Source organism: Candidatus Woesearchaeota archaeon (assembly GCA_021735165.1).
Lineage (GTDB): Archaea > Nanobdellota > Nanobdellia > Woesearchaeales > 21-14-0-10-32-9 > JAIPET01.
This window is the reverse complement of record JAIPHP010000023.1, coordinates 1-18,896: the sequence shown is the minus strand read 5'-3', so window position 1 is coordinate 18,896 and position 18,896 is coordinate 1. Positions and strand designations below refer to the sequence as shown.

The following is an 18,896-nucleotide window of genomic DNA, read 5'->3' as shown; positions in this document are numbered from 1 at the left end:
ACTCACGCCAGCAATTTTACGAACTTGATAAGTAGTTTCACCCTCGTTTTTTCGCCTAATTGTTTCCATGAGTTTCCCTCTTGTGAGTTTCATACATTGATTTAACTCTCCGTAGGGAAATAGTTTTGGGATAACACAGTTTAGCGCTGAGTTTGGAAATTTTTTAAGAGAGTTAAATTTATATAATATTAATTTAATATTTGGATAATGAAACGTATTTTTTTAATATTAGCAGGTTTATTGCTTGTTTTAATGGGTTGTACATCTGATAGTTTTGATGTTACTTGTAACCCTGAAACCTTGGAATGTGTTGATCAATTCGGGAATGTTGTCGAGATTGTTAATCCTTATGATTTTATTAGTGAAGATGATATTAGAAGTATTTTAGAAGATTGTGTAGAGGTTGGTCAGGACGTTTTTGTTTTAGGTACTGGTTGTGTTTTGGATTGCGTAGAAGCTGATTCTCAATATAGCTGTTTTACTATTGATGTCATTAATGAGAAATTGTTAAGAGGCATTTGTACTTATTCTGATTTAGATAAAAATGAAGTTCAATGCGATTATGTTGAAGCAATTTATACTGATAGTTATTATGATTCTTGTTCTGTTGACCCTGTTGGTTTAGAAGGAGAGCCTTGTGATAGCGGTCTTTTAAATGATGGATACCAAGAAATTGGTGTTTGTAGCAATGGTGTGTGTATTAGTGAAGAGTCTGAAGATACTGGTAATTCTTGTGTTGATTTGGCTAATGGAACTCTTTGTTCTAATAGCCAGGGAACTTGTTGTAATGATGTTTGTGTAAGTATGGGTTCTTTGTCTGCAGGGGAATTTTGCTGTGCTAGTGCTGAGTGCAGTAGTAATGTTTGTACAAATAATGTTTGTGTTGCCAGCAATAGTGGTGGCGGAGGCGGAGGGGGTTCTGGAGTTTGTAATCCTGTTTGGGTTTGTTCTAAGTATTCTATTTGTTCTTCTGAAGGTATTAGAACTAGGAATTGTAATGATTTGAATAATTGTGGTGTTAATAGCAGTATGCCTGAGACTGTTGAGTCTTGTACGTATATTGAGTATAGTGATCAGGGAAGTAATATGCCTGGTGAAGATAGTTCTGGTGCCTCTGTAAATACGTACCAAGCTCCTTCTAGTGAAAGTTCCGGCACTAATAATGGTTACGAGGATGACTCTGGTGAAAATGGAGGTCTTCCTTCAGTTAATGATAATGAACCAGTTATTAAGCCTTTAAAGAAAAAAGTTCCTGTTTATGTTTACATAGTGGGCGTTATTTTGGTTGTTGCGGGTTTGGGTGCTGGAGTAATAATTTATTTAAAGAAGAGACACATACTATAATTTATTAGGGTTTTTTTCATTTTATTTTTTGAAAAGTCACAAATCCTTATTTGTGTCGATGATGAAGTTATTCCCGGCTGAATTGTGATGAGAACGAGTAACTGCTGAGGCTTTTATTTTTTTTAGGTTTGTTAATAAATTTTTTGGAGAGTGGTTTTATGAAAATTTTGATGATTATTTCCCAAAATGGTTTTAGGGATGAGGAGTTAACGGAACCTAAAAATATTTTGGTGAATTCTGGATTCAAAGTCGTTATTGCTAGTCCTAAAAAGGGCAAGTGTCAGGGGTCCAAAGGTTTAGTTGTTGAGTCTTTTGTTTCTATAGATGAAGTTGTATTTGAGGATTATGCTGGTGCTTTCATTGTAGGTGGACCTGACAGTCCTTCCTTAATGAGTTATTCTAAGATAAGAGACTTAATGAGTTTTATGAATAATAATGAAAGAGTTTTTGGTGCTATTTGCTTAGGGCCTATGGTTCTTGCTAGTTTTGGTGTGATTGATGGTAGAACTTGTACTGTTTATCCATCTTCTGAAGCTAAAGAAATGTTTAGGAAGCACAATGTTGTTTTTATTGAGAAGAATGTTGTGGTTGATGGTAATTTAGTTACTGCAAATGGTCCTCACGCCGCAACTGAATTTAGAGAAATGATTGTTAAGCTTTTAGGTGCTTAATTTAGGTGATTAAATGACAGAGAAAAATTATGAAGGAAAAAGGTATAGAATTGTTTATCATAAGAAGGAATGTATTGGCGCGTTTGCTTGTTTAGCTGCCGAGCCTGGAAGTTGGAAGCAAGCTGGTGATAAAGCTGATTTGATTGGCGGATTAGTAGATGTTAAGGAAGGCGATCAAGTTTTTATTAAGGAAGTTGATGAATTAGATAATAATTTGGAAGCTGCGCAGTGTTGTCCTGTTAATTGCATTCATATTTTTGATAAAAAAACAGGAAAGAAACTTATTTAAATAACGTGTTGCTTAGCTTATAAAAAGAGGTGTTTATATGAAGGTTGCTTTCTTTGAATTGGAAGAATGGGAAAAAGGTTATTTAGCGCAGAGAATTCATAATCATGAGGTAAATTATTATACTGTACCTTTATCAGAGGTTCCTTTTGAAGAAATTAAGGATATAGAGGTCGCTGTTGGGTTTATTTATTCTAAGTTTTCTAAGGAGATTATCGATAAATTTTCTAATTTGAAAATGATCGCTACTATGAGCACCGGTTTTGATCATATTGATGTTGCTTATTGTAAAGAAAAAGGAATTCCTGTATGTAGCGTTCCTGCTTATGGTGATAATACTGTTGCAGAACATGCGTTTGGTTTGTTGTTGAATTTATCTAAGAATATTCATAAAGGATATATTAGAACTTTGCAAGGAGATTTTACTTTTAATGGTTTAATGGGTTTTGATTTGAAAGGCAAGACTATTGGCGTTATTGGTACTGGGAGAATTGGTCAGTGTTCTATTAGGATTGCTAATGGTTTTGGAATGAATGTTGTTGCTTATGATGCTTTTCCAAAAAATGGTTTGGATAAAGAGTTAGGTTTTGAATATGTTTCTCTTGATGAATTGTATAAAAGATCTGATGTCATAACGATTCATGTTCCTTTGCTCGAATCAACTAAACATTTGATTAATGATGACTCTATAGGCAAAATGAAAACTGGAATGATTATTATTAATACTTCAAGAGGTCCAATAGTTGAGGAAGGAGCACTTATTCGTGGTTTACAAACTGGAAAGATTAAAGGAGCAGGTCTTGATGTTTTAGAAGGAGAAGTCTTAATTAAGGAAGAGAGAGATCTTATTAAGTCTCAGTCCACTTTGTCAAATGAACAGTTAAGAGATATGTTGGAAGACCATATATTAATGGATATGGAGAATGTTATTGTAACTCCGCATTTGGCATTTTATACTAGAGAGGCGCTTGAAAGAATTTTGAATGTGACCTTAGATAATGTTTTTGATTGTGTTGAAAACAGAGGCTATAAGAATCAAGTTAATAAGTGATTTTAAACGCGAGTTAAACAACTATTTTTTTAGATTTTAAATAAACGCGTCAAATAATTTTTATTTTTTTCCGAAACTATTCCGAATTCTAAGGCGATGACCTTATTAAATAGTTATTCCTTGGTAAGAATATGGATTTAAATATAATAAGGACTATGAGGAAAAATTCTAGGAGTTCTATAGCAAAACTTGCTAGAACGTTAAAAATTCCGACTACGAATCTTTATTATAAGCTTCATAGTTTTGAAAATACATTTATTAAAAAAATGGTGTCTTTGGTTGATTTTGAAAGTCTTAAGTTAAAAAGAGTTTTTGTTTTTTTAGAGGGTAAAAATTCGTATTTTGTTGTTGAGAAATACTCAAATAAGATAAACAACATGTATAGGCATTATAACGGATTTATATTAGAATTAGTTTTTGAAAATTTTTCTCAAATAGCTTCTTTGAAAAGGAAACTTAACAGATTGCAAGTAAAGCATGAATTTTCTCCTATAAAACAAGTTATAAAACAAGAATCTTGGGTGCCAGATCAATCTTTTGAACCAAAATACAAAAATTTAGAAATATTACAACAAAAATAGAAATATCTTCGATAAAACTTATATATTTGGAGAATCAATAGGAATATAGGGGGTGTTTATATGACATATTTATTCTATGAAAAAAATAATTTTGAAAATGAAGCTGAATACAGGCTAAGGTGTTCAGGCAACACAGTAAATAATCATCAAATAATGGAGATTGATAAGACCATAAAGAGTTTTTTAGGCAAAAACTACGGCATAACAAAAAATTCAGATTTGGAAATATCATTAAAACCTGGGAAAGCCAAACTAAGAGGAATACCTGAATATGCGGCAATAATGAAATTAATAACAGATAGGGGAATATTTCATGCAAAAACGCAAGGAATAGGTCCAAAACAAGCAATAAATAACTGTACACAAGCAATACAAAACCAAATAATGCACAGCACATTTAAGAAACATAATAGAGTTAGAAGCAGAGGACAAGACCCTTATATGGCCTCGGAATTCTTAGAAGAAGCATAAAAAATACTTATTTTTTAATTTTATTATAGAAAAATATATTAATATAGAAATTTATACAATAATCATGCTTGGAGAATTATTACTAGGACTAACAACTATGGTTGGAAATGGAAACGAACCAAATATAGCTCAAAAAGTGCAAAAGATTCTACAAAATTACGAAACAAAAATAATAAATTTGTCTGAAGATGCGCTTAAAAAAACAAAAATAGACCCTGAAGAATACTTATTTTCTGCTACGCAAACAACTCCTAAAGACACCACGCACATTTTAAAGCCTGAAACAAACCTTGAAAAATACAAAAATCAAAAAATAATAATTTATGACGAAAACGAACTAATAGAAAAAAACGCGAATAAAATATATGAAAAAGTATATGAAAAAAAATCCCAAACAAAAGATCAAAAAAATTTGATTACAATAATAAACAAAACAATACAAACACACCCTAATCCATTTAACAATCAAACAAGTATAAAGATACAAATGCCTTACAAATCCACCATAGAAAAAGCAGAAATATATGATTTAATAGGCCAAAAAATACTGGAGTTAGAACCTCAAAAAGAAGCTTTAACACACACATATCAAATAAATCTGAATGCAACATCAGGCATATACATATTCAGAACGCAAGGTACATACACAGAAAACAAACAAACAAAAGAATTCTATGGAACAGCTAAATTGCAACTAATAAAATAATGAAAATCCCTGCTCTAAGTCTGCTACGAAACGTAAAGCTTTTTAGAACATCAGAAATCTTTAATTTCTTAGTCTTTAAAAAACAAGAAAAGATGGATAAGAAAATTCAAAAACAACAATAATTATAAATATGTACAGTTATTCATAAGTTGAGGGGTTAAATGGAATCAAAAAACATCACCTTGAAAATTAGTTCAAAAATGTATGATAAATATAAAGAACTTTGTAAACATAAATAAATTATTAGCACCTTGTTAATTTAAAGTGCATGTAGAAAAAATTAAAAAAGGTCAAAATGATAAACGTGCTTCAGATAAAAGCAGAAATTGAAAGTATAACTCCTAAAATATGGCGGAGATTTTTAGTAAAAGACAATATAACCTTTGACAAATTACATGAAACAATTCAAATTGTTATGGGCTGGAGCAATTACCATCTTTACTCATTCTATACTGATAATGAACAAATTGGTATATCAAACAAATTTATAGAAAACGAAAGCAATTCCAAAAAAATAAAACTTAAGGATAAGCTATCTTTAAAGCAAAAATTTAATTACACATATGATTTTGGCGATACTTGGGAGCATGTATTGATAGTTGAAAAAATTCTAGATAACAATAATTCATATCTTTTTCCCACCTGCATAAGTGGCAAGCGTGCAGGACCACCTGAAGATTGCGGAGGTTACAATGGATACTATCGGCTTATGGAAATAAAAAAAAATAAAAAGCACCCTGAATATAACGATATGATTAAAGAATGGCTTGGTGAGGATTTTGATTTTGAGCACTTTAATGTTGAAGAGATAAATAAAGAGCTCATCAAACTTCAAAAAGTCGATGGTAGGAAGAGATATTGGGTACAAAAATGAATGAACTGATAGGTAAAACATGCAAAGAAATTAAGGAGGAGTTTGACTTCGATTATTATCTTGAAACTAAAGATGAATTTTTGTTAGGCAAACCTATAAATAATAAAAAACTCATCAAATTATTCATTGAGTTTAATAAAAATACCGAGCTAAATGTACTAAGACTATTTGATGGCGTTTTTGAAGATATAATTAAAATGAGCTTGCCTGAAATTAAAAAAAATCTTTTTCTTTTAGCTGAGAAAAAGGGCATTTTTTATGATGACTCTGATAATGAACTGGCAATCTCTTACGGTTTTTTATGCGATGATTATTTAGCTGAAATCATGGAAGGAATAATTTTCTTTTCTGGGAAAAAAGAATATGTAATGACCTTTGCAAATATTTTAAAAGAAAATAATGTAGAATTTCATAATCCTAAAAAGATATTTGAAATTGAAAAAAATATCGAGATAAAAAATGTAAAAAAGAAAAAACTTGGAAGAAATGAACCGTGCCATTGTGGTTCAGAAAAAAAATACAAAAAATGCTGCTTAGATAAAGATATTGAAGAAACAGGCAAAGCATATAAAAAAGAAGAATTATGGGAAGAAAGATATTTTGCTGAAACATTAAGCCCTAAGGAAATAGAACAAAAACAAAAAACAATCCATATGAAACATGATGAAGAAATGAATTATAACTGCAGAAAATGCAATAAAAAAATATCTGCGCATAATAAAGACTGGCACGCAGAACTATGTGATGATTGCTTTAATAAGGAGCTTAAAAATGACTAATTCTAACAAAGTGGATGAAATTATCCAAAATAATGAAAATCCCTGCTCTAAGTCTGCTAAGAAACTAAAAAAGCGTGTTTAGCACGCAAAGACACTAAAAGCATCTACAGTACACAGTTATCTTAAATGTACAAAAAAACATTTTTTTCTAGCACAAGGATTCTGCCATAACATACCAAATCCAAAAAGCTTATTAATTATGAATACCTTATAAAGTATATGTATGAACAAGAAAGAGAATCCATGGTCGATTATCAATTAAAAAAAAGAGGCATACAAAACCCTTATTTACTTGAAGTTATGAGAATATTACCAAGACACGAATTCATACCAGATATTTCAAGACCTATGGCTTACGGAGACTTTGCAATTCCTGTAGGTCAAGGACAAACATGTTCACAGCCTTATGTAGTTGCAAAAATGATAGATTTATCAGAACCTAGAAGAACTGATAAAGTTTTACATATAGGAACTGGATTAGGATACACAACAGCAGTATTAGCAAGGTTGTCAGGAAAAGTTATTGGCATAGAAAGAATACCTGAGTTCGCGCAAAAAGCGAATCAAAACCTTAAAAGAACAGGTATAAAAAATGCTAAAGTGATTGTTGGAGATGGAAGCATAGGTGCAATTCATTATTATCCTTTTGATAAAGTCATTATTACTGCTGCGCTTCCAAAAATTCCTGAAGAAATAATTCAGCAGACCAGAACCAATGGAATAATAATTGCGCCCATAGGTACAAGGATGAAGCAGAAAATAATAAGAGCAAGAAAAACACCTCAAGGTCTTCAGATTCAAGAGCATGATGATGTTAGTTTTGTTCCGGTTTTAGGAAAGAATGGTTTTGAAATATAAGTATGAATTAAAATTAAACTATTAAAATTCTTACACAAATTAATTCAATGGTAAAAGAACAAATTTATTTAATCTCTTTTAGATCTGAAAATTATATAGCTTATTATTCCTGCAATAATTACTAAGAAAACGACAAATATTAGTACGTTCCACCAAACGTTGCTTTTTTCAGATGGAACCTGTATTGTGCCTTTATTATCTACAAACGAATCATCATCTACAAGTCCGTCTATTATTTCATCTGTAAAAGGAGCTGTTTCATTTATTGCAACAACTGGCTTTGTAGTTCCAGGAGTTTCTCCTTTTATGCTTACTGCAAAATAGCTAAAACCAGGAGTTTCTGCTGTATAATAAGCATAATCGCCGTCTTGTGAAACAAATGTTGTTGGAAGTTCACTCCAAGTATCTGTTAGTCTATAAAGTGCTATTTCTGAAGTTTTTAGTTTGTTACTTGAAAGCCAAGTTTTGGCTACTTTGAAATTGATTAAAGCACTATTAAAGTCTTCATTATCCATGTTTTGTTTATCAATTGAGACATATTTATACACGTTGCCTTGTAGTTGTTTTTCTATGTTTAAGACTTCAGTAATTACCATTCTGACTGAGGAAAGGTCTTTGTTAGCGACGAATTTAATTGTTGTGACAAATAAATTATCATTATTTACATCAAATATCTTTTCTTCTCCTAAGTATATATGCACCCAAGTTAAACCTGCTTTTTCAGGTATATCAGAGTCTATTGTTAATGAACCTGAACCTGTGTCTGAAGTACTGCAACTTCTCGTGTTTGAACCCGTATATGTTCTTCCGCAGTTATTTGAATCTGTCCATGACGCGCATGTTTGACTTCCTGAGCTGCATGTTGACCATGAATCGCATGTCCAAGATGATGTGCAAGTATCTTCTAGTACTCCTGAGTGTACTAATCCTTCTACTTTTAAGTAAGATCCTTCGTCTGTGCAAGTATAAGTATTGCCTTGGAAAGTTTTTGAGTGACCTGCAGGGTTACATGCTAGTTTTGTTTCATTATCCCCTGTGCAAGTTCCACTTATTTGTCTCACAGAAGCTATTTCTGCGTCTTTTATGCATATGCTATTTTTCGTTTCATCTATATCGTCAACGTAAACGGTTTTTGTTTGGTTTTGTGAGGATAGGTCTATGCCTGAGATTATTGCTTCTCCTGCGTCTGCATCAGATGCTTGTTTCCTTATACTTACATTTCCTAAGTTTAATTTTGAACTATTTGTGAAGTTAAACGTGAAATTTACAACTGTTCTTTCTGTTGCTGCTCCTGTTGTTGTATTGTAGTCAGTTATTGTAAATGTTACTGCATTTGAATCGTTTATTTGTCTGTTCGTATCATCATTGTTATCTACTTTTAGTCCTAGATTTTCTATGTTGCTATCAATGTTATCTGAGTTTCCTTCAAGGAAATCTTCATCATCTAATAATTCGTCTCCATCAGCATTGTTTTCGCACAGTAATCCTTCTGTTGTGCTTCCGTCAAGGTCTGTTTGATCTGGGTTGTATATTAATGGGCAATTATCCCTATAATCTGGTATGTTATCTATGTCTGAGTCTCTTGTTCTATTAACTGTTAAGTTCCAATCATATGTCGTTGTTGATAAACCATCACTTACTGCAACAGTTATATTGTATTCTCCTGCGTTTGTTCCTTGAGCTGTGAAGTCTCCTTCAAAAGTATACTCGTCCGTTCCTTGTGCTACGACAAATCCGTCTAAGTACCAAGTCACTCCTGGAGTTGTTCCATCAGGATCATTGTATGAAACGTTGAATGTTGTACTACTATCTTCTTTCATCGACGTATTTTCAATTGGACTTGTTGTTGTGATTACAGGGTCTTGGTTTTCGTTTAGAACTGTTAGAGTTATATCTTCGTAATCAGTTCCTCCATTTCCATCACTAACAGATATTCTAACAGGATATGTTCCTTGATCTTGATATGTTGGTGTAAAGCTTATTATTCCTGTTGATGAATTTATATTAAATAAAGGCGTATTATCTGAGTATGTTAAGGTATTTGAATCTTGATCTGACGCTGAAACCGTGTAGGTAAATGTGCTACTTTCTATTGCGGTTAATCCTCCTATTAAGTTCAATACTGGAGCGTCATTTACATTAGTCACATTTATTGTGAATGTTGTGCTTGATCTTGTTGTTCCATCAGCTACATAAATTATTACATCGTGAACTCCTATTTGTGATTGATTTGGTGTAAAGCTTATTATTCCATTTAATAAGCCTATATTAAATAAGGATGTATTGTCTGAATAAACTAAGGTGTTGTCTGAGTCTTGATCTGAAGCAGAAACAGTATACGTAAAAGTTGAGTCTTCTGCTACATCCACATTACTTATTGAGCTTATTACAGGAGCTCTGTTTGTATCAGTTACTATCAATGTCCATGTTCTGCTAGTGCTTGTTAATCCGTCATCTACTGTTGCTTTTACTAAGTAATTTCCTTTGCTTAAGTAGCCAGTTGTGAAATTAAATGTTGAGCCTGTTTTGTTGAATGTATCATTTACGTACCATTTTATGTTTGGAGTTGTACCATCAACATCTGTTGCGGTAACAGTGAATAGTTGAGATTCTGCTTCTGCTATGCTTGGTGTTGAAGATGTTGGCGTGCTAGTTGTTATTGTTGGCGCATTATTTGTGTTGAGAACTGCTACAGTTATATCTTCGTAATCAGTTCCTCCATTTCCATCACTAACTGTTATTCTTATGGAATGATTTCCTACATTTCCTTGTGTTGGTGTAAAAGTTATTATGCCTGCGCTTGTTATGTTGAATAACGAGGTGTTATCTGTAAATGTTAAAGAGTCCCCGTCTACGTCTGAACCTGTAGCTGTGTATGTGAATTCATTGTTTTCTACGGCAGTTATTGTTCCTATTGAGTCAAGAACTGGGTTTCTGTTCACGTTGTTTATTGTTAAAGTAAATGTTTGAGTGTCGTATCCTCCTGCGTTGTCTACAACGGTTATTCTTATTGGGTGGTTTGTTGTTGATGCCACGTTTTCTGGTGTGAAGTTTATTAGACCAGTAGTTGGATTGATTGTGAATAGTGTTGAATTGTCATAGTATTTTATAGTGTTGTCTGAGTCTGGGTCTGTTGCTGATATTTGTATTTGGCAATTGCTTCTTTCGTCGCAGGATTGTGCTCCGATTGTTTCTATTGATGCATTTCTGTTTGTATCAGTTACTGTTAAAGTCCATGTTCTTTCTGTTGTTAACAGTCCATCTGAAACTATTGCTTTTATTGTGTGCGTTCCTGCACTCGTATAAGATGCTGGGAATGTATATGAGTTTCCTGTTGCTACAACAGTTGTTCCTTTATACCAAGTAGTAGATATTGTTTGTGAATCTATATCTGATGTGGTTATTGAGAATGATTTCGGTGTTCCTTCACTTGTTGTTGTGGTTGTTGTGCTTGGTGTTGGTGAACTGATTATTGGTTTTGTGTTTATTATTGTTACTTCATCGGATGCTGGTGCTGAGTATGATATATTATCGTATGCTCTTGCTATGCATATCCATGTATCTCCTACTGATAAATTTCCAGAAGTTATGTTTTGTGTTGTGTGATTTGTTAGAACACCATTTTGCTTCCATTGGTATACATAGTTATTTGTGTTTGAACCATTTACAAAACATGTTAGTGTTGAGTTTGTTCTTGCCACATTAGGTATTACATCCACAGTATCAAGATCTGTTGGTGCTGTGTGGTTTATTTGTACTAAATCAGAAGTTGTGCTTGAAGTTAATGATCCATCATATGCATATACTTCACAAGACCAGTTTTGGTTTGTTCCTGTGTTTGAAGAATCAAGAGTTGTTGAGATGCTTGTTGTTGTGTTTGAGAATTGTATTGCTCCATTTACTTTCCACGTGTAATTGTAATATATTGTTTCTGAGTCTACATCTGTGCTTGCTTCAGTTATTGAACATGTTAAATCTTCATCTACATCTGGTGAGTCTGGTGTTAAGTCTATTGTCGGGGTTGTAGGCGTGTCATTTACAGGAACTATTGTTACTGTTATATTGTCTGATGCTGTTAGTTGACTATCGCTTACTGTAATTCTTACTTCTTCACTTGTTATTCCATTTGGATAGTTGAAAGTTATTATTTTATCGTTTATTGTTGCATAGCTCGAGCTTGTGCTTATTGTTAATAAGGACGTATTTGTATCTATATCTAAAATGTATGGTGTTACGTTTAGCGTATAGTCTATGTCTTCTGTTACATTTATTGTTTGGTTTGTTGGAAGATCTGGAATTCCTGATATTGTTGGTGCATCATTTACTTGGGTTACTGTTATTGTAAAGTTCTTTGTATCTGTTAACTGTGAATCTGAAGCAGTTACAGATACTGCGTATATTCCGTCCTGTGCTAGTGCTTGTGCATTATTTGGTGTCCAGGTTATTAGTCCCGAGGTTGTATTTATTGTCATTCCTGCAGGTTCATTTGTTAAGGAATATGTTATTATGTCTCCGTCTGTGTCTGATGCTGTTGCTTGGTATGTGAATAATTGGTCTTCTATTGCTTCTTGATTTTGTATTGGTGTTATTACTGGAGCTGTGTTTGACTGTGTTGATTTGTTCACAGTAAATGTGTTTATTGATGCTTGTTCATAAACATAAAAAGTTGCTCCATTTAGTGCGTATACTTGTATTTCTGCGCCGTACTGTCCGTTTGTTAGGTTTTCTGCGGTTATGTTCCATTCTATTATATATCTTAGTTCTCCTGTGTATCCTGTTAGGCCTGTTCCTCCATATCCATATCCATATCCAAAGTTAGTTCCTATACTGTTATAGTCTGCCCCATATCCATATCCGTAATCGTATGATGAAATATCAACGTATACATAGGGTATTTGAATGTTTGAACAACCGTTTAGAATGGTTCCGTTTACGTAGAATGAGCATGTTTTTAGCGTATCATTAATGTATAAGGTTATATTTTGTATTGGCACGAGTTCTGAATCATCTATGTCTATGCTTACATTAAAAGTTACTAAATCATCAGAATCTTGATATGTTGTTTTATCTGTTAATAAATTTACGAGAACTGCCGAACCAAAACTTGGGAATATTACTAATGCCAGAACTATTAGTACTATACCTACACTTATTATTCTGGTTTTTAATTCACCTTTTTTCAAATTCAAACCCCAAGCAATATAGCTTCTGCATTATAAATCAATTCTTTCTTTATAAAGTTTTTTGATTTATTTTGTTTTAATATAGATAAGCATATATTTTTATTTTTCACTCATTAATGATTAATAGGTCTTGTTTTTTTAGAGTTTTTTCGCAGTATTTGCTGAGAATGAGGAATTTGGCTGAATTAAAGAATATCGAAAAGATTACTAATTGACTTGTGAATTTATCCGAAAACTTGTTTTCTGGCGCCCCATAAACTATGTTTATGAGGGTTATCCGGAATTGGATATCGCAAATTGCGATACCTAAATTTTAACCGTATCGAATTCGACACCTTTAGAAACAAACGCATGGCAGGAAGCAAACCGGTATAAGGCTCCGCACTTCCTGACCGTTACCAACAAATAAATGAAATGCAATATACTATTTATATTTTACGAATTTTTCATCGTAATTTTTCCGAAAATTTCATCTAAGTGAATTACCTTATCTGCTGCCCTCATCGTTTCTCTTCCAAGATTAGAATATCTTCAAATTATTTGTTTTAGCATTTCTAATGTTTCTTCTTTGAATTTTGAGAAAGCAAACCATTTCTTTCCAAGGTCCTTTAATGAAGCGCCTACGTGGTAAATTTCTTTTTTATCTAATATTAAGAATCGGTCATGAGATTTTTTGAATTCTTTAATTTCTATAGTTTCGTGTTGTTCATTATGTTTCTTTAAATCTAACATTAATTGTTTTGTTAAGTTTTTTGTGAGAATAATTGCTTTTACGCCTTTTTTTCTTTTTGAAAGGATTGTTAGTGTTGTTTCATCAACAAAATTATCTATTAAGATTATTTCTTTACTAGCTGATTTTATTAGATTTGAAACAAAGATATATGCATCAAAATTTTTCCCTTCAAAAAATATTTTTTTATCTGGTTTAATGTCTTTTTCCTGAATTAAATTAAATACTCTTTCAAAGTTCTTGTTTGTTGTAAATTCAAATTCTATTTGCTTTCTTTCTAAGTCATTAACTTTTAGTAAGATACCCGGGTTTTGGCTTAGAAATCTCCTCATTTCAACAAATGCATTAATTATTTTAATGCTGACTTGTATTGCTGTTTTGCTTCTTAAAACAGCCGAAAGCATAGAAACTCCTTGCTCTGTGAATGCATACGGCAAATATCTCCTTCCCCCATGTCTTGATCTTGAGGTCGCATTTTGCGACCTCAACTTTTCTTTTTCTAAGATCGCAATTTGCGACCTTAAAGAATCATCAGATCTTGAGGTCACAGTTTGTGACCTCAAGTTTTCGTACTCTTTCTCAGTTAATTGGAACATAAAATTTTCAGGAAATCTTTCCTTATTTCTTTTTACAGCTTGATTAAAAGCTTTAGTTTCTACACTGTAAAGTTCTGCTAGGTCTGTGTCAAGCATTACTTTTTGACCTCTTATCTCATAAATTTTGCTTTTGATTTGTTCTTCAGGAATTAGATCGTTTTGCATATTCTTTGAGAATTAATTTTTTATAAATACATTTTGTTAATACTTGACCAGTGCTTATAAAGAAGTTTGATTGGAAATGCTGAAATGACTGAATTTAGTTGTTTCAGAGCTTATCGAAAATATTACTGGTTGACTTGTTATTATTTGCGGTTTTTTGTTAAATCAGAACTGGACTGCGCTTTCTCTCCGCCTACGTTGAAAACCATTTCTATGTTTAATTTATTACAAAGTTGATATTCAGGGATGTTATCTGCTTTTCTATCACCGCCGTTGGCGAAGATTAGGTGGTGATTTGGATACTTTTGTTTTATTAAAGATAATTCGTTGCAAACACTTTTGTTTTCGTCGTTTGGCTTGTGACTGGTTATTAATACTTCGTCTATGTACCTTATTGCTTCTAAGATTTCCTTTCTTTCTTCTTCATCCATGAAGACGAAGTCTTTTTTGGCTTTAAGCCAATTATTATTGTTTAAGATACAAACTGTTTTGTCTGCTAAAGCTTTTGCTGCCTTGAACATTCTGATATGGCCTTTATGGACTGGGTCAAAACCGCCTGAGATTATTGATATTTTCACTTTGAAATAGAACTTTTGGAGAAGAGGTATTTAATATTTTTGGTGAAAATTAAGGAAAGCTTTAAAATAAATAAAAGAAGAACACAAAAAACAAAAGGCGTTAGGGGCAAAAATAAGTTGAAAGAACTCTTCAAATACATAAAGACAGGAATAAAAGAAAAAGGACTAATTAAGTTTGGAAAAGAGTTTTTGTTTGAAAATAAAACAACGCAGCAAACAATAATGAAGAATACGTTTTGGTTGTTCTTGGCAGAAATATCAAATAAAATACTATTATTTTTAACAACAGTACTAATTGCAAATATTTTAGGAGCGTTAAAGTACGGACAATTCAATTTCGCAATTTCATTCGCAACACTATTTTCTGTACTTATTGATTTTGGATTGTCAACATATTCAATTAGAGAAATAGCAAAAAACAAATTTTTTTTAAATAACAATTTAATTACAATCACCCAAATAAAGCTAATCCTGTCAGCGACTGCAGTAATTTTAGGAAGTGGAATTTATTTTATAATCGGATACCCTATAGAACTTTTTGCTTTTGTACTATTAGCATTTACCTGGACCATAATTCAAAATTTTTCTGAATATGTTTTATATATAAGTCAAGGACTTGAAAAAATGCATTTTGTAGCCATTGGAAAAATTTTATACGCGACACTGTTAATTGGATCAATAGCTGCAATAACCACAATAAATTCAACGATTAATTTTATATTTTTATCTTATATTGCTGCGTCTTTAATAACCCTAGTAATTATTGCATATCTTGTGCTAAAAAAAACAAATTTCTCAAATACATTACTTGAATTTAAACAAACATATGAACTAATAAAAGAAAGCTGGCCCTTCGCATTGAGCATATTAGTTAATGCACTATACACATATATAGATATTTCAATACTTGCACTGTTTGTATCATTCGATCTAATCGGCATTTATTCAGTCTCTGTAAAAATACTCCTCTTACTTTATGCATTAGGAGGTATATTAGCAAGCGCATCGTTTCCTGCGATTTCAAGAATTACAAAAACAAGTAAATCCCAAGTCAAAAAATTAATTAATAAAACAATAATAATAAATATAGGAATATCCATATTTGCAATAATTATAAGCCTTTTAATGGATAAAATAATATTCCAAATCATAGGATCTGAATTTTCTCAAAGCTACGTTCCTTTTAGAATTTTATTAATATCACTGCCATTTTTATACACAAGATTAATATTCGGAAATTATTTGAAAGCATCAAATAACCAATTGAAGTATTTCGGAATAATCCTTTTAGGAGCAATCATAAATATTTCATTGAATTTTTTATTGATTCCTAATTTTAGTTATCTAGGCGCTGCAATTGCAACAACATTAAGCGAAATAGCAGTATTTTCTATTTCAACAATAACATATTTCAAACTAATAAATCAAAGAAATACATAAGTATATAAAGATTATAAAAAAAGAAAAAAAGAATGAAAAAAATTTTGTTTATAGTCGGCGCGAGACCTAATTTTGTTAAAATAGCTCCGCTTATAAGAGCATGTAAAAAATACGAAAACATAAATTATCTTTTGGTCCACACAGGACAACATTATGATAAAAATATTTCTTCTGATTTATTTGAAGATTTGGAAATTCCAGAACCCGATTATAATTTAAATGTCGGTGGTTTAACACCTGCAAAACAAATTGGCCAAACAATAATTAAATTAGACGATATAATATTGGAACATAAACCAGATTTATGCGTTGTTGTAGGAGACATAAACTCAACATTATCTGCAGCAATATGTAGTTTAAAAAATAATGTAAAAATAGCACATATAGAAGCAGGATTAAGAAGTTTCGATAAAAATATGCAAGAAGAACACAATAGAATACTTGTTGATAACATTTCAGATTATCTTTTTGTTACAGAAGAATCAGGTTTAATAAATTTAAAAAATGAAACAATAAGTCCAGAAAAAATATTCTTTGTAGGAAATGTGATGATTGATAGCCTCACACATACAATTCAGAAAAACAACATAAATTTGAATAACAAACAAGACTATTTTGTAGCTACAATTCACAGACAAGAAAACTTGAAAAAAGAAATTTTCTTAAAAAACATGATAAATGCATTCAACACGATAAGTAAAGATAAAAAAATAATATTGCCCCTACACCCTAGAACAAAAAAAATGCTTTCTGAACTTAAGCTTTTATCTAAATTCAACAATAAAATAGAAATAATAGACCCCATGAAATATTCAGAATTTATATCTTTGATTGCCAAATCAAAAGGAGTAATTACAGACTCAGGAGGAATACAAGAAGAAACAAGTTACTTGAAAATACCTTGTTATACAATAAGAGACAGTACTGAAAGACCTATAACAATAACAAAAGGAACAAATATTTTAATCTCTGATTTCGATGAATTATTAAAAAAAATAAAAACTCCACCTAAAAGAGGAGAAAGCATCCCCTTGTGGGACGGAAATACAGCGCCAAAAATTCTCGAGAAAATCAATAAATTGATACAATAAATATATAAAAAGATACCGAGTATCCTCTCTATGAAAACATTCAGAAAGACATTTTATTGCACCCTTTATGGTTTGGGAACTCTATTTTTTGAAGGAAAATATTTTAATCTTAAAAATGAAATTAGAAAGTTAAATACATCTCAATACGAATCAGAGAATCTAATAAAAACTAAATTAAACAAAAAGTTAAGTGCTCTACTTTCTTTCTCAACTCATAACAACACACACTATAAAACACTAATAAAAAATACAAACTTAAAATATGATGAACGAAGACTTTATGAACAAATAAAAAAATTTCCGACATTATCAAAACGAACCATAAAAAACAATTACAATCAATTAATATCAAAAAATGCACCTAAATCAAAAAAATGGAATACAGGCGGTTCCACAGGAGAACCTTTATTTTTCATTAGAGATAATGAAGCATTTCACAAAATAACTGCCGCAGTTTTTAGGTCCTGGGAATGGACCGGATGGAAGTTTGGAGATAAAATGTACAATCTTTGGGCCCATCCTGAAGATTTAAAAAGTAGTAAAAAACTAATTAATATAATAAAAAACTACTTACTAAATTTTGAGACTTTATCTGCATTAGATTTAAACAAAACTCAATTAAATAACTATGTTAATAAGATAAAAAAAGATAAAAAATATTTTTTAAGAGGATATGCATCTGCACTTTACGTATTTGCAAAATATATAACAGATAACAAAATAAAAATAAATTCTCCCCAAGCAATAATAAGTACGGGAGATAGTCTTTATCCAGAATATAGAAAAACAATAGAAAAAGCATTTGGATGTAAAGTATTTGATCAATATGGCGGCAGAGACTCATCGGTTTACGCTGCTGAATGTAAAGAACATCAAGGTTACCACATATCTATAGAAACAGGATTTCTAGAAATTGTAAACAAAAATATCCTTATAACAGATTTGCTTAATAAAAGCATGCCGTTTATAAGATATGAAGTGGGAGATTTAGGAAAACAAATAACTTGGAAAAAATGCAATTGTGGAATAACTCTTCCCAGAATAAAAAAAATATATGGAAGAGATTGCGATATAATAAAAAAACCTAATGGAGAAAATTTAATAGTTCATCATTTCACAAATCTGTTCGAATGGTTCGATTCAATAAATCAATTTCAAATAATTCAAGAAATGGAAAATCTACTCGTGGTAAAGCTGATTGTAAACAAAAAGTTTGATGAGAAAGAAAAGAAAATATTGATAAAAAAATTGAAATTCGTAGTAGGTAAAGAAATAAAAATAAATTTACAAATTGTCAATAAAATAAATTTGTCTAAATCAGGTAAGAGAAGATTTATAATATCTAAAATTAAAGAAATAAAATGAACCTCCCCGCACTGAAGTACGGGGTATCCAGCTTAGGCAAAGGAGCTGATTTTCCTTTGTTGATAGTAAGCGGGAAGCTTATTATCAGGTAAACTCCATTCACCTTGACTGTGGACAATATAGTTTTGAA

16 protein-coding genes are annotated in these 18,896 nt (G+C 31.5%); 13 read left to right on the top strand and 3 right to left on the bottom strand.

The features are described 5' to 3' along the window. Nucleotides 1-207 precede the first annotated feature (207 nt). The 10 genes from K9L97_05480 to K9L97_05435 all read left to right on the top strand — a co-directional run bounded on the left by K9L97_05480 (nucleotide 208) and on the right by K9L97_05435 (nucleotide 7,621). The gene (locus tag K9L97_05480) at nucleotides 208-1,344 is read left to right on the top strand and encodes a hypothetical protein (protein MCF7872457.1); all 1,137 of its coding nucleotides are present in this window, start codon (nucleotides 208-210) and stop codon (nucleotides 1,342-1,344) included. 158 nt (nucleotides 1,345-1,502) lie between these two features. Continuing rightward, nucleotides 1,503-2,015 (top strand): DJ-1/PfpI family protein, encoded by a 513-nt coding sequence (locus K9L97_05475; protein MCF7872456.1) that lies wholly within the window; start codon nucleotides 1,503-1,505, stop codon nucleotides 2,013-2,015. 13 nt (nucleotides 2,016-2,028) lie between these two features. After that, nucleotides 2,029-2,304 carry a ferredoxin gene (locus K9L97_05470; GenBank protein MCF7872455.1) on the top strand — a complete coding sequence of 92 codons (276 nt, stop codon included), beginning with the start codon at nucleotides 2,029-2,031 and terminating at the stop codon, nucleotides 2,302-2,304. 37 nt (nucleotides 2,305-2,341) lie between these two features. Beyond that, complete coding sequence (locus K9L97_05465) at nucleotides 2,342-3,352, top strand: hydroxyacid dehydrogenase (protein MCF7872454.1); 1,011 nt, start codon at nucleotides 2,342-2,344, stop codon at nucleotides 3,350-3,352. A 131-nt stretch (nucleotides 3,353-3,483) separates the two neighbouring features. After that, nucleotides 3,484-3,933: a hypothetical protein gene (locus K9L97_05460; GenBank protein ID MCF7872453.1), complete on the top strand. Its 450-nt coding sequence runs from the start codon at nucleotides 3,484-3,486 to the stop codon at nucleotides 3,931-3,933. Nucleotides 3,934-3,993: 60 nt separating this feature from the next. Beyond that, a complete protein-coding gene (locus K9L97_05455; protein MCF7872452.1) occupies nucleotides 3,994-4,404 on the top strand; it encodes a hypothetical protein in 411 nt (136 codons plus the stop codon). A 64-nt stretch (nucleotides 4,405-4,468) separates the two neighbouring features. Beyond that, on the top strand, nucleotides 4,469-5,110 hold the full coding sequence (locus K9L97_05450; GenBank protein ID MCF7872451.1) for a hypothetical protein: 642 nt from the start codon (nucleotides 4,469-4,471) through the stop codon (nucleotides 5,108-5,110). A gap of 295 nt (nucleotides 5,111-5,405) precedes the next feature. Continuing rightward, on the top strand, nucleotides 5,406-5,984 hold the full coding sequence (locus tag K9L97_05445) for a plasmid pRiA4b ORF-3 family protein (protein ID MCF7872450.1): 579 nt from the start codon (nucleotides 5,406-5,408) through the stop codon (nucleotides 5,982-5,984). Beyond that, nucleotides 5,981-6,763, top strand: coding sequence for an SEC-C domain-containing protein (locus K9L97_05440; protein MCF7872449.1), 783 nt, complete (start codon nucleotides 5,981-5,983; stop codon nucleotides 6,761-6,763). Before K9L97_05445 ends, K9L97_05440 begins: the two co-directional genes overlap by 4 nt. 219 nt (nucleotides 6,764-6,982) lie before the next feature. Next, a complete protein-coding gene (locus K9L97_05435) occupies nucleotides 6,983-7,621 on the top strand; it encodes a protein-L-isoaspartate(D-aspartate) O-methyltransferase (GenBank protein MCF7872448.1) in 639 nt (212 codons plus the stop codon). A gap of 68 nt (nucleotides 7,622-7,689) precedes the next feature. Here the strand turns inward: K9L97_05435 and K9L97_05430 are convergent, their stop codons facing one another. The 3 genes from K9L97_05430 to K9L97_05420 form a co-directional block, all read right to left on the bottom strand. Further along, on the bottom strand, nucleotides 7,690-12,810 hold the full coding sequence (locus K9L97_05430) for a tandem-95 repeat protein (GenBank protein ID MCF7872447.1): 5,121 nt from the start codon (nucleotides 12,808-12,810) through the stop codon (nucleotides 7,690-7,692). 525 nt (nucleotides 12,811-13,335) lie between these two features. After that, on the bottom strand, nucleotides 13,336-14,295 hold the full coding sequence (locus K9L97_05425; GenBank protein MCF7872446.1) for an ORF6N domain-containing protein: 960 nt from the start codon (nucleotides 14,293-14,295) through the stop codon (nucleotides 13,336-13,338). 140 nt (nucleotides 14,296-14,435) lie between these two features. After that, on the bottom strand, nucleotides 14,436-14,870 hold the full coding sequence (locus tag K9L97_05420) for an adenylyltransferase/cytidyltransferase family protein (protein ID MCF7872445.1): 435 nt from the start codon (nucleotides 14,868-14,870) through the stop codon (nucleotides 14,436-14,438). 39 nt (nucleotides 14,871-14,909) lie between these two features. On the opposite strand from K9L97_05420, the gene K9L97_05415 reads away from it, so the two are divergent. The 3 genes from K9L97_05415 to K9L97_05405 are packed head-to-tail and all read left to right on the top strand — an operon-like array spanning nucleotide 14,910 to nucleotide 18,766. Further along, nucleotides 14,910-16,310: a flippase gene (locus K9L97_05415; GenBank protein MCF7872444.1), complete on the top strand. Its 1,401-nt coding sequence runs from the start codon at nucleotides 14,910-14,912 to the stop codon at nucleotides 16,308-16,310. Nucleotides 16,311-16,342: 32 nt separating this feature from the next. Further along, nucleotides 16,343-17,401, top strand: a complete 1,059-nt coding sequence (gene wecB, locus K9L97_05410; GenBank protein ID MCF7872443.1) for a UDP-N-acetylglucosamine 2-epimerase (non-hydrolyzing) — start codon at nucleotides 16,343-16,345, stop codon at nucleotides 17,399-17,401. Nucleotides 17,402-17,431: 30 nt separating this feature from the next. Next, on the top strand, nucleotides 17,432-18,766 hold the full coding sequence (locus tag K9L97_05405) for a hypothetical protein (protein ID MCF7872442.1): 1,335 nt from the start codon (nucleotides 17,432-17,434) through the stop codon (nucleotides 18,764-18,766). Nucleotides 18,767-18,896: the final 130 nt, after the last annotated feature.

Coding starts and splice junctions, on each gene's coding strand:
- K9L97_05455 (MCF7872452.1), top strand. CDS start 3,994: ATGACATATTTATTCTATGAAAAAAATAATTTTGAAAATGAAGCTGAA.
- K9L97_05480 (MCF7872457.1), top strand. CDS start 208: ATGAAACGTATTTTTTTAATATTAGCAGGTTTATTGCTTGTTTTAATG.
- K9L97_05445 (MCF7872450.1), top strand. CDS start 5,406: ATGATAAACGTGCTTCAGATAAAAGCAGAAATTGAAAGTATAACTCCT.
- K9L97_05425 (MCF7872446.1), bottom strand. CDS start 14,295: ATGCAAAACGATCTAATTCCTGAAGAACAAATCAAAAGCAAAATTTAT.
- K9L97_05475 (MCF7872456.1), top strand. CDS start 1,503: ATGAAAATTTTGATGATTATTTCCCAAAATGGTTTTAGGGATGAGGAG.
- K9L97_05450 (MCF7872451.1), top strand. CDS start 4,469: ATGCTTGGAGAATTATTACTAGGACTAACAACTATGGTTGGAAATGGA.
- K9L97_05465 (MCF7872454.1), top strand. CDS start 2,342: ATGAAGGTTGCTTTCTTTGAATTGGAAGAATGGGAAAAAGGTTATTTA.
- K9L97_05470 (MCF7872455.1), top strand. CDS start 2,029: ATGACAGAGAAAAATTATGAAGGAAAAAGGTATAGAATTGTTTATCAT.
- K9L97_05460 (MCF7872453.1), top strand. CDS start 3,484: ATGGATTTAAATATAATAAGGACTATGAGGAAAAATTCTAGGAGTTCT.
- K9L97_05440 (MCF7872449.1), top strand. CDS start 5,981: ATGAATGAACTGATAGGTAAAACATGCAAAGAAATTAAGGAGGAGTTT.
- wecB (MCF7872443.1), top strand. CDS start 16,343: ATGAAAAAAATTTTGTTTATAGTCGGCGCGAGACCTAATTTTGTTAAA.
- K9L97_05435 (MCF7872448.1), top strand. CDS start 6,983: ATGTATGAACAAGAAAGAGAATCCATGGTCGATTATCAATTAAAAAAA.
- K9L97_05405 (MCF7872442.1), top strand. CDS start 17,432: ATGAAAACATTCAGAAAGACATTTTATTGCACCCTTTATGGTTTGGGA.